Source organism: Aquisediminimonas profunda (assembly GCF_019443285.1).
Taxonomy (GTDB): Bacteria; Pseudomonadota; Alphaproteobacteria; order Sphingomonadales; family Sphingomonadaceae; genus Aquisediminimonas; species Aquisediminimonas profunda.
This window is the reverse complement of the sequence record NZ_CP080327.1, coordinates 3,146,547-3,161,722: the sequence shown is the minus strand read 5'-3', so window position 1 is coordinate 3,161,722 and position 15,176 is coordinate 3,146,547. Positions and strand designations below refer to the sequence as shown.

Sequence of the window (15,176 nt, the reverse complement as noted above, 5' to 3'; positions counted from 1 at the left end):
ATGGCCAAGATGATGTATCGCGATGCAGTCCGCTCCACGATTTTCGAGGAGATGGAACGCGATGATCGGGTAGTCGTGCTCGGTGAGGATGTTGTCGGCGGCATGGGGACCGCCGGCGGGCCTGAAGCCATTGGTGGCATCTGGTCAACGTCCACCGGCTTTTATGATCGATTTGGGGCGGATCGTGTGATCGATACGCCGATCTCCGAAAGCGCAATTGTCGGGGCGGCCGGCGGTCTGGCGCTTGCCGGCAAGCGGCCGGTTGCCGAACTCATGTTCGCGGATTTCATCGGTGTCAGCCTCGATCAGATCTGGAACCAGATTGCCAAATTCCGCTATATGTTCGGCGGCAAGACGCTCTGTCCTGCGGTCATCCGCATGGCCTATGGCGGAGGCTTCAACGCTGCGGCGCAGCACAGCCAATCGGTTCATCACTTCCTCTCGGCGATGCCCGGCCTGAAGGTGGTCATGCCGTCGACCCCGGAAGATGTTCGCGGCCTGCTTCGCGAGGCCATTCGTGGCGACGACCCCGTCATGTTCCTCGAGCACAAGGCGCTTTACGGTGTGAGCGGTGAAGTGCCAGATGGCGATTATACCATCCCCTTCGGCCATGCCCGGCTTTCACGTGCAGGCGAAGATCTTACACTGGTTGCAACCGGCTTAATGGTCAGCCGATGCGAGGCTGCAGCGGATGCCCTCGCCAAGGACGGGATCGGCTGTGACGTGATCGATCCGCGGACCACAAGTCCGCTTGATGAGGAAGCGATCCTGGATTCTGTTGAAGTGACCGGGCGTCTGGTGGTTGTGGATGAAGCGCCACAGCGCTGCAGCCTGGCGACCGACATTTCTGCGCTGGTTGCCCAAAAGGCCTTTGCTAGCCTCAAGGCACCGATCGAGATGGTCACAGCGCCCCACACGCCGGTTCCATTCGCCAAGGAGCTTGAGCTCGCATATCTGCCTTCGGCCGAAAAGGTCGAAGCAGCTGCGCGCCGGGTTCTCGGCTGGCGCTAGGGGGCCTCACATGTCAGAGTTGCGCCCCTTCTGCATGCCCAAATGGGGCATCGAAATGACCGAAGGCACCATTGCGGAATGGATGGTCAAGGATGGTGACACCATTTCCAAGGGTGATGTTCTCTGCCTGATCGAAACCTCTAAGATCACCAACGAGGTGGAGGCAGAGCGCGAAGGCGTGGTCCTTCGGATCGTTCATCCCGCGAGTGATACCGCTCTCCCTGTCGGCGCCCTGATTGCAGTGTTTGGCGATGCTGATGCGACAGAGGCTGAAATTTCGGATTTCATTGCCGGCTATGTCCCTGCAACTGGCGGTGCCGATGTAATCGAGGTCGCTGACCCGAAGACTGAAGCGGAGCCCGAGCAGGCGCGCAAGCCTGCGCCCGTCAAGATCGAGACCAATCGGCCGATCAGCCCGAAGGCGCTTGAGCTGGCTGAACTGGAGGGCGTCGACATCGCGGCGATCGAAGGTTCGGGTCGCGGTGGCAGAATTACATTTCAGGATGTCACGCAGCACATCCGCCCCGAAGCCGTGCGCGCCTGGCGTGGGGCTGCGCAACTGGTCGAAGATGACCGCAAGGTCTTCGCGTCGCCTCTGGCGCGTCGGCTGGCGGCGATACACGGTGTGCAGCTCTCAGGCATTCGTGGCACCGGCCCGCGCGGCCGTATCTCGAAAAGCGACGTCCTTGCCCTCGTTCCGCAAGCAGACGCCCAACCCGTGTCTCAGGCCTTTGCGCCGGTTGCCAATACGCCGAAAGTGGAGCCGTTTGACAAGATCAGGAAAGTGGTTGCCAAGCGGCTTTCGGCCGCCAAGCAGGACATTCCGCACTTCTACCTGCGCACGTCGGCCGCCGTCGATGATCTGCTGGCCATGCGCAAGACGGCCAACCTCGTGCTTGGCAGCAAGGCGACAATCAACGACTATCTTGTCTGGGCCTCCGCCAAGGCGCTCGCCAGGCATCCCGATGTCAATGTGCAGGTCCATGGCGAGGAAATTCATCGGTTCCCACATGCGGATGTGGCCATTGCGGTCGCCTCACCCAAGGGGCTCGTCGCGCCCATCCTTCGGCAAGTCGACCGGATGCGGATCGACCAGCTTGCGGCGGCCAGCAGCGCCTTGATTGAAAAGGCAAAGGCCGGGCGGCTGGCTTATGACGATCTCGACGGCGGAACGTTTTCGGTTTCGAATCTCGGCATGTTCGGCATTGAGGACTTCGACGCAATCATCAACCCCCCGCAGGCCGCCATACTCGCGGTCGGCAAGGCTTCGCGCGAATTGCGAGAAGATGATGACGGCGAAATTGCGGTTGAAACGCGGATCAAGCTGACCTTGTCAGTCGATCATCGCGTGATCGACGGGGCGGCCGGGGCAGCGTTTCTGGCCACGCTCAAGTCCCTGATCGAGGAACCCGAGCTGCTTTTCGCCTAGCGTTTCAGGCACCACCAGCTTGCCAATTACCGCGACGCGGATGAACGCATTGCCGAGTGTGTCACGGCCGCAACCCTGACACTCGAGATTGATACCAAAGATTTTCACACGAAGGATTGACGCGCGGAGCCAGCATGGCATCCTGCATGGCGAGGCAGCCGGCAAAGCGGCGGAGGAGGGGCGTTATGAGACGTAGACTTATGGTGGCGGCTCTGCTGCTGGGGACAAGCGGCCTGCTTGCGGGCTGCGACCAATTGAAAAAGGTTGCGGGCGGCAAGGATGTCGTCGTCAAGGAAACCGAATTTCCCGAGCGAGTTCTTTGGGGCGATACGCATTTGCACACCGCCAACTCGGTCGATGCTTTTGGTTTTGGCGTCCGTCTGGGGCCGGAAGAAGCATTGCGGTTTGCCCGTGGCGAGGAAGTGACGTCCACAACGGGTCTGAAGGCAAAGCTGCCCCGCCCGCTCGATTTCCTTGTCGTCACGGATCATGCCGAAGGGTTGGGAGCGACCAAGGCCCTGTATGATGCGCCCCGGCTTCTCATCCGCGATGAGACGATGCTGCGCTGGTATGACATGATGCACGAAGGTCCGGCCGGATCGCAGCGCGCGATGGCCGAGATTCTCGATGCGCGTGGCCGCAATGCGCTGCCAAAGGCCATGCTCAATCAGGACGGCACAGCAGAGCGCACGAAGTCGGTCTGGAACAGCAATATCGACACGGTCGAACGCTATAACGAGCCGGGCAAGTTCACGGCATTCTTCGGCTTTGAATACACGTTGATGCAGGGCGGCAACAACCTGCACCGCAACATCATCTTCCGCGACGGCCCGGACCGCGTCCGCACGGTCGTGCCACTCGACCCGACGTACAAGACGACAACTGATGAAATCTGGAACTACATGGAAGCCTATGAAAAGGCGACAGGTGGCAGGGTTCTCGCAATTCCTCACAATTCGAACCTTTCGAATGGCCTGATGTTCGAACTGACCCAGCCCGGCGGTGGACCAATGACCGCGGCCTATGCCAAGCGGCGGGCACAGCACGAACCCGTCGTTGAAATCACCCAGATCAAGGGAGACAGCGAGGCACATCCCTTCCTGTCACCCAATGACGAATTTGCGGGCTTCGGCGTTGCCGGATGGGAGCTCAACAATCTTCTCGGCAACCAGCCGAAGGTGCCCAGCATGTTTGCCGGCGAATATGTCCGCGAGGCTCTGAAGCGCGGGCTCCTGCTGGAACAGCAGATGGGTGTGAATCCCTACAAGTTCGGGCTCATCGGCTCGACCGACAGTCATACAGCGCTGTCCACCGCTGATGAAAACCAGTTCTTCGGCAAGCACACCGGCAACGAGCCCAACCCGGCGCGGGTGATGCAGGAACAGAACCTGGGAACACGGAAAGGCCGCTTTGGCTGGCACTATCTGGCGAGTGGCTATGCCGCGGTCTGGGCAAAGGCGAACACGCGCGCCTCGATCTTCGATGCCATGGAACGGCGTGAAGTTTACGGCAGCACCGGGCCGCGCATGACCGTCCGTTTCTTCGGGGGCTGGGACTTCAAGGACGCTGACCTGAAGGGCGATTGGGTGCGTGCCGGGTATCGCCGCGGCGTGCCCATGGGCGGTGAGCTTTCGGCGGGCAAGAAAGGCGCGCCGAGCTTTATTGTCTCAGCGCTGAAGGATCCGATCGGGGCCAATCTGGATCGTGTCCAGATCGTCAAGGGCTGGGTGACGAAGGCCGGCAAGCTGCAGGAAAAGGTGTTTGATGTCGTCTGGAGCGATCCTGACAAGCGCAAGCCCACGGGCGGCAAGGTGCCTGCGGTCGGAGACACTGTGAATGTCGCCACGGCGTCCTATACCAATTCCATTGGGGCGCCGACCCTGGCAAAGGTCTGGACCGATCCCGAGTTCGATCCGTCCGTCAGGGCCTTTTACTATGTGCGTGTGCTGGAGATCCCGACGCCCAGCTGGCCCGCGTTCGATGCCGTGCGCTACAAGCTCAAGCTGCCGCCAGAGGTGCGCGTGAAGCAGCAGGAACGCGCCTATACGTCGCCCATCTGGTATACGCCGACCAAGGCATAAGGAGTTTCAATGCCGTCCAGTCGCGACCTGGCGGTTGCCGTCCTGCGGGAGCCGCTGGTCCATTTCCTGGTGGCTGGCGCGCTTGTCTTCCTTGTGCTGTCCGGACGCCCGCCCAATGCAACAGAGCGGCGGATCGTGGTCGATGAACCGGTGTTGGAGAGTATCTTCAACCGCTACGTCCAGTCCTTCCACCGGCCGCCGACGCCCGAAGAGATAGACGGCCTGGTTCAGGACTATATCCGCAGCGAGGTCTATTACCGCGAAGCGCTGCGCCTCGGGCTTGATCGTGATGACGAGGTGGTCAAGAAGCGCATGCGCAACAAGATGCTGGCGCTCTCCGGGGCGGACGCAGAGGCGGCACAGCCCAGCGACGCCGAGTTGCAGGCGCTGCTCGACAAGAATCCCGCGCGCTATGCCGCGCCGCCACGCTTTACCTTGCAGCAGCGCTATATCGGGGCCGATACGCCCGCGCTGAGGGCCGCGGCCAAAGCGGCGATCGCGGCTGCGAAGCCGGGCTTGGCGCCGGCCTTGCCGACAGTGACAAGTGCCATGCCCGATCGCTTCGACGATGCCAGTCCATCCGATCTGGCGGCCGAGTTCGGGGATGATTTTGCGGACTCCGTGTCCAATGCACCCGTTGGACGGTGGACCGGTCCTATTGTCTCTGGTTTCGGCCTGCATTTCGTCAAGATCGAGCGCCTGAAAAAGGCACCACCTCCGCGACTGGAGGACGTCCGTCAGTCGGTTGAAAATGACTGGCGTTTCGCTGCCGTGCGCAAGGCTGAAGATGCCTCATTCAAGAGCATGCTCAGGGGCTATGATGTGGTGATCGAACGGCCAAGATGAGGACGATTGTCCTTCTTGCCTTTTGCACTCTGATGCTTGTGCTGGGGGCGCCCGCAAGGGCCGATGAACTGCGCCCGGGATATCTGGAACTTTCCCAGCAGACCCGATCCGACTGGAAGCTGGTCTGGAAGGCACCCATTCTTGGCAGCCTTGCCGTCCGGGCAGAGCCATTGCTGCCCCGTTTTTGCAAGCTGAAGCTGCAAACGCCGCGCGTTTCCGGCGCGGCTGTGGTGGCGACCGGCACGGTGACCTGCACCCGATCCCTGGAGGGGGCGACCGTGGGGCTTCGCGGCATGGAGCCGGGCTCGACCGATGCGCTGCTGCGCGTGGCTCCGCTCGGCAGGCCGGTTCAAACCCAGCAACTGACGCCGGACAGGAGCAGCTATACGATCAGTGCCGTTCCGGACGGCTGGCAAGTGGCGCGCACCTATTTCATGATCGGGGTGGAGCATATCCTTGGCGGATATGATCATCTGCTCTTCGTGCTGGCACTGGTCCTGTTGCTCCAGCGCGGCTGGCCGGTCGTCAAGGCCGCGACAGCCTTCACCGTGGCGCACTCGATCACACTTGTGGGAACAACATTGGGGCTGTTTGGGCTCCCACAGGCCCCGGTCGAGGCCTTGATTGCGCTGTCGATCGTCTTCCTGGCGGTCGAAATCGTCAAGACCCGGGAGGGCGAGCGACGCCTGTCCGAGCGACTACCCTGGGTGGTGGCCTTCCTGTTCGGCCTGCTGCACGGCTTCGGCTTTGCGGGGGCGCTGCGCGAAATCGGCCTGCCGGAAACGGACGTGCCAGTGGCCCTGTTGACCTTCAACCTTGGGGTCGAAGCCGGACAGTTGCTGATCATCGCTGGTTCATCGGCTGTGCTTGCTGTCATGAGGCATATGGCGCCCAAGGCACTGCGCCCCGCGATACAGATTGCCGCCTATGCGATCGGGATAACAGCCAGCTTCTGGTTCATTGACCGAGTGCTTGCTTGAGCCGCTAACCCGCACCCGTCGCCCCTGCGCAGGCAGGGGCCCGTTTGACGCTGTGGTGCCAGACGCCCCCAAAGGCCCCTGCCTGCGCAGGGGCGACCGGCACGCGAAGGCATCCCGTGGTGAGCGGGGGGCGGGACGGTCGGCGCGGAAGCCTTGGGGGGCGTCCGGCGGGTATTGCCTTTGTGCGGTTGCAGGTGCTCGAGTGCGTAACCGGCGCCCGGTCTCGAAACACCGCCTTCTCATCCGGCACGTCCCTGCAGGGGGTAAGGCCCGAAAGCCCTCCTGCAGGACGGGAATGCTCCCATCAAAGACGCCCGGACCGGTTCAAAACGAACGCAGAGCGCGTGGCTGCACACTTTGGGGAGTGCAGACGCCCGCCGCTTTCGCGCCGACCTGTGCTGGTTGGGGACAAGGCCCCTTTCCAGCAGTCCCGCCCCTCGACCCGTGCGACCTAGAAACGCCGATCGAGTGACGGGATTGTGTGTTTCAGATTATCTCCTATTTGTCAAGTAAATAGGAACATAAGGCGAATACTATCCCCACACGTCGCCCCTGCACAGGCAGGGGCCTGTTGGTAATTATGGCACCCAGACGTCAGACAGGCCCCTGCCTCCGCAGGGGCGACGGGTCGTACCAGACTCACGCAACGGCCCCTGCCTTCGCAGGGGCGACGGTGCCAGACTCACGCAAGGGCTCCTGCCTCCGCAGGGGCGATGGGGTGGGGCGGTGCATCCGATCACGCTCCCTCTGGCATAGTCTGCCTTGGCGAGGGCGCATGGAAAAGGGCGGTTACATCTATGTCATGACCAACAAGCCGTTTGGGGTTTTGTACATCGGTGTTTCGGCAAATATCGGTACACGCGTTCTGGCGCACCGGAGCGGAACGGGATCGGAATTCTGTCGCAAATGGGGCCTCAATCGGCTTGTCTATCTGGAACGCCATGAAAGGATCGACGAGGCCATCGCCCGGGAAAAGGCAATGAAGCGGTGGAAGCGGGTTTGGAAATTGCGCCTGATAGCCGAGCATAATCCAGAGTGGGACGATTTGTTCGAGACGATCAACACCTGACTGTGGCCCCTGCGAGAGGCAGGGGCCTGTTGGTAATTATGGCACCAAGGCGTCAGACAGGCCCCTGCCTGCACAGGGGCGACGGGGCTCTCAAAGAAAAGGGGCACCCGCGATCTTGTTGATCGCGGATGCCCCGAGGTTCGGTAGAATTCAGTGGATCAGAACTTGAAGCTGGCCTCCACAAAGACCTGGCGGCCACGATTGATGTTGACGCCGATATCATCACCGCGCGGAACATAGGTCGCGGTGCCGGGTGTACCATACCCCCCCGCAGGTGCCGCAAATGGACGCGTGCCGCTGGTCAGGACATAGATCTTGTTGGCAAGGTTGAGGCCAACAAGCGACAGTTTCCATTTCTTGTCCGGGGCAGAGATGGAGATGCTTCCATCGAAAGTCACATAACTCTTCTGCTTGACGTCCCCGAACGGGCGCTGCTCAGCGGTGAAGTTGGAGTTGTTGGCCGTCCAATAGGAGCCTGAATAGGCCATGTTTCCGTTCAGGCCAAACTCCAGACTGTCACTGACTGGCACTGTCCAGTCAAAGGCAACGTTACCCGCGAACTTGGGAGCGCGCGAGACGGCCCGGCCCTTGAGGTTTTCTGAAGGCTTTGGATTGGTCGCAGTTACCGTCGATTCCGGGAATTGTGGATCAGGGTTGCGCGCAATGTTCAGATCCTTCGTGAATTTGGCATCCGTATAAGCCAAACCACCCGAGAACCGCAGTCCCTCAACCGGTGTTTTCCAGGCGAAATCAATATCCGCGCCCTTGCTGGTCAGTTCGGACGCATTGAAGGTCACGAACTGGACAGTTGTCGAGTTGAAGTTCTGCAGCTGCAGGTTCTTGAAGATATAATCGAACGCTGACACGTTGATGGTCAGTGAACGACCGGCAAGCTGCATCTTCGCACCGACTTCGCCGCCCTTGGCCGTTTCCGACTTGTAGATGAGCGAACTGAAGTCACCAGACAGCGCGGCTTGGCTCAGACTGTTCGATGGCAGTGCCGAGTTGTCGATGCCGCCCGATTTGAAGCCCGTCTTGTATGCCGCATAAATGCTGACATCCGGGGTCACCTTGTAACGCAGCGAAACTTCCGGTGAGACATTGCTGTCCTTGAAGCGGATCGGGCCGGAGAAGAAACCGCTGCCGATGAAGGCCGGGCCCGGGCCCAGGAACCGGTGGACATAAGGCACCGTGATCGTGTTGACCTTCTTTTCGTCTGTCCAGCGCAGGCCGCCCGACAATTCCAGCTGATCGGTAATGTCATACGTCGCACTGCCGAAGAAGGACACGGTATTGGTCTTGGTCTGGTGCTTCTTGTAGTAATCATAGGTAGCGCCGGTGATCGGATCGGCAGCAATGATCGAGATGTTGACCGCCTGCTGCGACGTGTTGAAATCGAGCTTGCGATATTCGTAGAACGCACCCAGCTGGAAGTTGAACGGACCTTCAAAGTCGCTCGCGAGGCGATATTCCTGCGAGAACTGGTAAGTCTTGTTCTGGGGGTCGCTTGAGCCCATGCCCAACGGTACACCTACCCCGTTGATGGCGGCCAGCCTCGGGGCAATCAATGCGATTGGAATCCCGTTCGGATTGAAGGCCGGGCCCGTACCCGCATAGCTGTAGCTGTCGAAATCGATCGAATTCAGCTTCATCAAGCCAGTCGTCGACGAGAATGTCAGCGTATCAGTCAGATCAAGATCCCACTTCAGCCGACCAAAAAAGATGTTGGTGCGCCCGAACGGGTGTCCCGGATAGTATTTTTCGCCCGCGCTGCCCGCCGGGAATTTGGTGGTTGCTGTCGAAGACGCGTCAGGAATGGCAAAATATTTGTCTTTGTAGTTGCAGTTTGCCTTGTTCGGGATGGCAATCGCGCCGCCGAGCAGCACGACTTCATCCGCCCGACCGTTGAAGCCGCAATAAATATCGAGGAACTGCGAGGCACCATCATTGCGATTGGTGATGTAGTTCAGCTTGAGGTTCGCCTTGAAGCGATCCGTCGGCTCCCAATTCAAGGTCACACGACCGACGAAATCCTTGAGGCCGCGATTGGGGTTGACCGTTCCGACACCCGGCTGGATCTGGTTGTACCGCGACACATCATTGTACTGCGCCGCAATACGAATGCCGAGTGTGTCGGTGATTGGCCCTGAAATGTAGCCACCGGCAACATAGCCACGTTCTTCGAATTCATAGGATGCCTTGCCGGCGATTTCCCAATTCTTCGTGGGATCGGCCGAATGCAGCGAGAACACACCTGCGGACGCGCTCTTGCCGAAGAAGAGCGACTGCGGGCCTTTCAGAACTTCAATCTGCTTGACGTCGAAGAAGCCAGCCTGAACCAGACGCATGGAGCTTTGCACGACGCCATCGAAATCGAACGCCACGGCGGAATCGAAGGATGCGGAAATGGCGGATGAGCCGACACCGCGGAGTGAAATGGAACCGCCCGAACCGGAGCCGCCAACCTGAACGTTCAGCGTCGGCACACGGCCGGCAACGTCCTGGACCTGATTGGCGCCATAGGTTTCCAGCGTATCGCTTGTCACAGCCGTCACGGTGACCGGAACGTCCTGGAGAGCTTCTGTCGTCTTACGTGCGGTCACGAAGATTTCGCCGCTATCCTCTTCTGCCGGAGCAGTCTGCGCATAGGCTGGCATCGAAAGCAGCGAGGCTGCACCCACCGATGCCAACAGCAAATTGCGCATGCTTCCTGCGCGACGGATGGAATCGTGGAACAAAGCAGTCATCATCTATCCTCCCCAATAGTTACACGCTGGAGGTCCACCTGCATTGATCTGCTTCAGGCGTGACCATATTTAACGCTTACCAATCCTATGAGGCCTGCTGCGCTTTCTCATTTAGCAAAAGCGATAGGGACTGGGCGAAGTGTGGCGGAAATGACACATGGCGGCGTCTGGGCTTTGTTTCCGTAACGGAAGCCTCAGGATGCCAATTGTTGTGCCGATGCACTGGTTTCGCTGTGCATCTGCGCGACGCGCGGATCGGTCGGCGCGCGCCATTCGGTGCCGAGTACCTGTTCAACGCGCAGGGCAGGCGGGACATTCTCGATGCCGATCATCCGGTCGCACTGTTGATGGAAACTGTAAATGCGCGCTTCCTGGTAGCTAAGGGGCACGCTCTTGAACGCGCGGCTTGCCATGGATTTCTGGATCGCTTCGCCGAATTGCGTGTCTTCAAGGATGATCGGGCTCATTTGGCGGCCATTCGGGCTGGTCGCATCCGGCACAGTCCACAGGTCTGGGACAGGGCCTTCGCCCCAGTCCAGTGCCATGGTGATGAGCTCAAGCCGAGTTGTCGTGAGCGAGGTCGGCCAGAAGATCAGCGGCGGAACAAAGAAATTGGACAGCGGCGAAACCCAGTTCGGGAACAGGGTATAGCTTTGCGTGCAGGTGCGGCCGAGTTCTCCGACCGTGTCGATCGATTTCCACTCCGGCGGACTTTCGATCGCACGGACATGCTCCCGATCCGTCGTCGGTGGCGCCGGGGCCAGCATCCGCGCATGGCCATTGGCATAGAAGCTGTTGAAATTGCGCCTTGAATCAACGAGCGGCGCCACTGTGTTGGGATGGATGAAGGGAACATGGTAGACTTCCATGTTCGCTTCCATCGCGACTTTCCAGTTGCACTTGAGTTCGAAACTGTGGCGCGCGGCGAGGCGCACACGGTCAAACCCGAATTCGGCCCACTCGTCCGCCAGCGGCCCGAGCCAGTCGAGAAGCGACATCGCCTCGTCATCGAAGTTGATGAATATGCAATTGCCAAACATCTCGCAGCGCACCGCGATCAACCCGCGGCAGCTGGGATCGAAGTCGATGAAGTCGCGCTGTTCGGGAATGCCGGCCAGACTGCCGTCCGTCTTGTAGGTCCAATGATGATAAGCACACATGAGACGGGACGACTTGCCGCGTTCGGCCGTCACGACTGGCGCGCCGCGATGGCGGCAGGTGTTGTAGAAGGCGCGAACTACGCCATCCATGCCGTGCACGATGATCAGGGGCTCGCCCGCATTCTCCCAGCGGACGTGGCATCCAGGTTCCGGGATTTCGTCAATATGACCGGCAAAGAGCCAGCTTTTCCGGAAAATATGCTCGCGCTCCAGCGCAAAATATTCGGGACTGGTGTAGCGCCCCGCAGGCATGTCGGGCAGTGAAGGGAAGCCGTGCGGGGGAGCGGTGCGGCGCCCTTCCCATTCCATCATGGCCTTCAACATAGCAACTTCGCGGGCGTCCATCATGATCTCCCAAGGCACCATAGAGTAGCACGGGGCAGCAAGGCTGCGCTTGCCAAAATTGGTAGGCACGCCTCTTCCTTTCGACAGTATGGGCCGGATTTGTGCTTCGATAGACGTCATGTGTTTGGAATTCAGAGAGGGAGAGCATCGTGGCAGGTCGGGTTCAAGGCAAGGTTGCATTAGTGACGGGCGGAGCAATGGGGCTGGGCAAGGCCGATTGCATTCGCCTTGCCGAAGAAGGCGCAAAGGTCATCGTGACCGACATCGACATTGCAAAGGCGCAGGCCGTTGCCGATGCGATTGGCGGCGAGGCCCTCCAGCATGACGTCCGCTTCGAGGATCAGTGGAAGCGCGTCATCGACCATATCGAAGCCCGCCACGGCCGGCTCGATATTCTCGTCAACAATGCCGGCAACGTTATTTTCGAGAGCATCGAAGACTGTTCGACCGAAAACTTCCGGCTCCAGATGGCCATTCACGTTGAAGGCACATTCTTCGGCTGCAAATATGCGATGCCGCTGCTGAAACGATCCGAAGCCGCGTCGATCATCAACATGGCGTCGACGGCATCGCTGCTCGGCTATGGCGCGATCATTGCCTATACCGCTGCCAAAGGCGCAATCCGGGCGATGACCAAATCGATCGCCATGCATTGCCAGGACAAGGGCTATCCGATCCGCTGCAATGTGCTGATGCCAGGCGGCATCGAAACGCCGATGGTTCAGGCCGTCAGCGGCCGGGCAGGGCAGGAAGCGGTTGTTCCGGAAGGTGTTCTGCCAAAGGATGCACTGGGTGCGCCGAAAGATGTGGCGAACGCGGTCCTTTATTTTGCCTCTGACGAGTCACGCTTTCTGACCGGTGTCGAAATCCCGATCGACAACGGACTGTTTGCCCGTCCGGAGCGCTGAGAACTTCTGATTTTCCGGTTTGGAGAAACACAGGGTGCCACTTGCCATCGCAGGCAAGTGGCACCTTTTTTGTGTCAGAACTTGTATCCGACTTCGACGCCTGCGAGGCGACGTGCGCCCGGCGAGATGAAGGAACCGCCGAACTCGATCGCCGGGATCGCTTCGTTGATATACTTCTTGTCGAACAGGTTGTTGGCGAACGCCGTGATGTGCCAGTTGTTGCCCTCGATACCGGCGCGCAGATTCATGACACCAAAGGCATTGCGCTTTGCCACGCTATAGTTCGCGTTCCCGACAAAGGCCGGGAGACCAAGTGCAGAGATGGGCAGGAGCTGGCTGAACAAGGTCGGCCGGGTCTGGTCCTGGACAGTGTGGAAATAGGTCGGACCAGTGACGCGATAGTCACCGCGTACCTTGAACTTGAGGCTGTCCGTGAACGGCACCTCGACCTGGCCGCCGACGTTGATCGTGTAATCGGCGGTGTAGGGTGACTTGTTGCCCACGGTATAGGGACGCGACGCATTCTTTTTGATCTCGCTGTCCGTGACGTTGACCGAACCGAACAGGGAGACGCCTTCGACGATCCGGGCCGTGGCGTTGAGTTCGACACCCTTCACGTCAACCTTGTCGATGTTCGAAACGACGCGCAGCAGGCCGAAGCTGCCAACGAAGAATTCGAAGAACTGCATGTCGGTGACGCGGGTGTAATAGCCCGCAAGGTCAAAGGTCAGGTGGTTGTCGAACAGCGAACCCTTGATGCCGGCTTCGAACGCGCTTGAACGTTCCTTGCGGAACTGATCGTTGACCACAACGCCGGCCCCAATTTCAGGGATGTTGAAATTGTTGTTCACCGTTGCCGATGAGCCGGAATTGTTGAAGCCGCCAGCTTTGAACCCAATGCCCCAGTTGGCATAGATATTGGTGTGCTGGTCCGGGCGGAAGCTGATCGTGACCTTTGGTTCCAGCTGCTTGAACGCCTTGGACTGGTCAGGAATGCTGCCTGTCGCCGGCAAGCCGGGGTTGATCTTGGCACCGGTGATCGGGTCGAGAACATTGGGCACCCGATTTGAAACCGAGCGGTCCTCAATATCATAGCGCAGCGCCAGGCCTGCCTTGAACTTGGACGATGGCGCATAGTCGATCGACCCAAATCCGGCATAGACATTGGTCTTGAACCGGTCGGCATAGAGCTGTGACGTCGGGTTGGCGGTTCCCGGCGCGTTATAGAGCTCCTTGATCAGGCCCTGACCCAGGTCGGCACCGAGGCTGACGCCCACAAAGCGGCTGATGTTGAGATAATAAGCACCAATCTGCCATGACAATGGGCCGTTGCCGTTCGAGGCCAGACGGATTTCGCCGCTGAAGTCCTTCTGGTTGCGCACCTGATACTGGGTGCCGTCGCAGGTTGTCGGGCTATACGGGCCAAAGGTCGAGCCCGTTGCCGGAGCAAAGATGAAGGGAACAGGGATTGCGCCGATGAAGCCCGGTGCATTGACCGGGAAGCCGGTATTGGCCGCGGTTGAAGCAAAGCAGGCTGCCTGCACGGCGAGGTTGGTCGGGTTCGTAGGGGCACCGAGAGCGGGGGCAATGTAACGCGCGAAATCCGCCGATGTGCCGTCAGCCGTCAGGCTCTGCTTGACGTTTGAATAAAGCGCCCAGGTCGTCAGCTTGGTCGAACCGAAATCATGGTCGAGCTTGATGGAGGCATCGAAGCTCTTCTGATCGTTGGTCGGACGGATGTTGCTGTAGTAACGGAACGGATGATCATCGACGTCCTCATTGAAGGCCGGATTGGCTGCCGCGAAATTGGGAAGGTGGAACGCGGCGTTGAAGTTGATCGAAGCGCCTGACAGCTTCGCATAGCGTGCCTTGACGTCCAGCTGGGTTGCATCGCCGAGGTTGGCCACGAAGCGGCCATCGACACTGCCGACTTCCTGATCGTCCACGACCTTCTTGTTCAGCAGGATATTGCGATAGAAGCCATCGGTCGTGCGATAATAGCCTGACAGCACGATGCCGGCATTGTCTCCCACGGGCGTCGCGACATAGGCGCTTGTTTCGATCGTCTTTTCATTGGCATAGCTTGCCGTCACACCGGCTTCCAGATGATCGCCGGGCTTCAGTGTCGAGATCACGATGGCGCCGGCCGCTGCGTTGCGACCATAGATAGCGCCCTGCGGACCTTTCAGGATTTCGATCTGGCGCAATGTGCCCTGGTTCTGGTTCAGCTGCGCCGTATTGGTCTTGAGGATGCCATCGACGACAAGGGCAACGGAGCTTTCCGCGTCGCGCGCGCCGTTGATACCGCGAATGTTGATCTGCGTGTCACCGGCTTCAGCCGTACCCGTCACGATCGTGACGCCCGGCGTCAGCGCGGTAAAATCCTGTGCGTTCTTCGCGCCCGTATCGGCCAGAGCCTGGGCTGTGATCACGGACACGGACGCGGGAACATCGATCAGTCGTTCCGACTGGCGCCGCGCGGTGACGATGATTTCTTCGCCCGAGCCTTCCGTTTCGGCGGTCTGCGCCAAGGCGGGAACGGAGGTTACAGCAAGCGCTGCTATTGAACTCATCAAGATTATCTTTGTGGTTTTCATTTT

10 protein-coding genes are annotated in these 15,176 nt (G+C 59.7%); 7 read left to right on the top strand and 3 right to left on the bottom strand.

Annotation, left to right across the window (positions count from 1 at the left end; all coding sequences use genetic code 11):
* The 6 genes from K0O24_RS15530 to K0O24_RS15505 all read left to right on the top strand — a co-directional run bounded on the left by K0O24_RS15530 (position 1) and on the right by K0O24_RS15505 (position 7,416).
* The gene (locus K0O24_RS15530; protein ID WP_219893596.1) at positions 1 to 1,011 is read left to right on the top strand and encodes an alpha-ketoacid dehydrogenase subunit beta; all 1,011 of its coding nucleotides are present in this window, start codon (positions 1 to 3) and stop codon (positions 1,009 to 1,011) included.
* Between the two features lie 10 nt (positions 1,012 to 1,021).
* The gene (locus tag K0O24_RS15525; RefSeq protein ID WP_219893595.1) at positions 1,022 to 2,440 is read left to right on the top strand and encodes a 2-oxo acid dehydrogenase subunit E2; all 1,419 of its coding nucleotides are present in this window, start codon (positions 1,022 to 1,024) and stop codon (positions 2,438 to 2,440) included.
* Between the two features lie 185 nt (positions 2,441 to 2,625).
* On the top strand, positions 2,626 to 4,521 hold the full coding sequence (locus K0O24_RS15520) for a DUF3604 domain-containing protein (RefSeq protein WP_219893594.1): 1,896 nt from the start codon (positions 2,626 to 2,628) through the stop codon (positions 4,519 to 4,521).
* 9 nt (positions 4,522 to 4,530) lie between these two features.
* The gene (locus tag K0O24_RS15515) at positions 4,531 to 5,367 is read left to right on the top strand and encodes a peptidyl-prolyl cis-trans isomerase (protein ID WP_219893593.1); all 837 of its coding nucleotides are present in this window, start codon (positions 4,531 to 4,533) and stop codon (positions 5,365 to 5,367) included.
* Positions 5,364 to 6,347, top strand: a complete 984-nt coding sequence (locus K0O24_RS15510; RefSeq protein WP_219893592.1) for a HupE/UreJ family protein — start codon at positions 5,364 to 5,366, stop codon at positions 6,345 to 6,347. The genes K0O24_RS15515 and K0O24_RS15510 overlap by 4 nt, the downstream gene beginning before the upstream one ends.
* A 775-nt stretch (positions 6,348 to 7,122) precedes the next feature.
* Entirely contained in the window at positions 7,123 to 7,416 is a 294-nt protein-coding gene (locus K0O24_RS15505) for a GIY-YIG nuclease family protein (protein ID WP_219893591.1), read from the top strand.
* 158 nt (positions 7,417 to 7,574) lie between these two features.
* Here K0O24_RS15505 and K0O24_RS15500 read toward each other — a convergent pair whose 3' ends face one another.
* The gene (locus K0O24_RS15500) at positions 7,575 to 10,166 is read right to left on the bottom strand and encodes a TonB-dependent receptor (RefSeq protein ID WP_219893590.1); all 2,592 of its coding nucleotides are present in this window, start codon (positions 10,164 to 10,166) and stop codon (positions 7,575 to 7,577) included.
* Positions 10,167 to 10,357: 191 nt separating this feature from the next.
* Positions 10,358 to 11,737 (bottom strand): aromatic ring-hydroxylating oxygenase subunit alpha, encoded by a 1,380-nt coding sequence (locus tag K0O24_RS15495; protein WP_246611050.1) that lies wholly within the window; start codon positions 11,735 to 11,737, stop codon positions 10,358 to 10,360.
* Between the two features lie 80 nt (positions 11,738 to 11,817).
* On the opposite strand from K0O24_RS15495, the gene K0O24_RS15490 reads away from it, so the two are divergent.
* Positions 11,818 to 12,576 carry an SDR family oxidoreductase gene (locus K0O24_RS15490; protein ID WP_219893589.1) on the top strand — a complete coding sequence of 253 codons (759 nt, stop codon included), beginning with the start codon at positions 11,818 to 11,820 and terminating at the stop codon, positions 12,574 to 12,576.
* A gap of 74 nt (positions 12,577 to 12,650) precedes the next feature.
* Here K0O24_RS15490 and K0O24_RS15485 read toward each other — a convergent pair whose 3' ends face one another.
* Positions 12,651 to 15,173, bottom strand: a complete 2,523-nt coding sequence (locus K0O24_RS15485) for a TonB-dependent receptor (protein WP_219893588.1) — start codon at positions 15,171 to 15,173, stop codon at positions 12,651 to 12,653.
* Between the last annotated feature and the right edge of the window lie 3 nt (positions 15,174 to 15,176).

Coding starts and splice junctions, on each gene's coding strand:
- K0O24_RS15525 (WP_219893595.1), top strand. CDS start 1,022: ATGTCAGAGTTGCGCCCCTTCTGCATGCCCAAATGGGGCATCGAAATG.
- K0O24_RS15500 (WP_219893590.1), bottom strand. CDS start 10,166: ATGATGACTGCTTTGTTCCACGATTCCATCCGTCGCGCAGGAAGCATG.
- K0O24_RS15505 (WP_219893591.1), top strand. CDS start 7,123: ATGGAAAAGGGCGGTTACATCTATGTCATGACCAACAAGCCGTTTGGG.
- K0O24_RS15485 (WP_219893588.1), bottom strand. CDS start 15,173: ATGAAAACCACAAAGATAATCTTGATGAGTTCAATAGCAGCGCTTGCT.
- K0O24_RS15520 (WP_219893594.1), top strand. CDS start 2,626: ATGAGACGTAGACTTATGGTGGCGGCTCTGCTGCTGGGGACAAGCGGC.
- K0O24_RS15530 (WP_219893596.1), top strand. CDS start 1: ATGGCCAAGATGATGTATCGCGATGCAGTCCGCTCCACGATTTTCGAG.
- K0O24_RS15510 (WP_219893592.1), top strand. CDS start 5,364: ATGAGGACGATTGTCCTTCTTGCCTTTTGCACTCTGATGCTTGTGCTG.
- K0O24_RS15515 (WP_219893593.1), top strand. CDS start 4,531: ATGCCGTCCAGTCGCGACCTGGCGGTTGCCGTCCTGCGGGAGCCGCTG.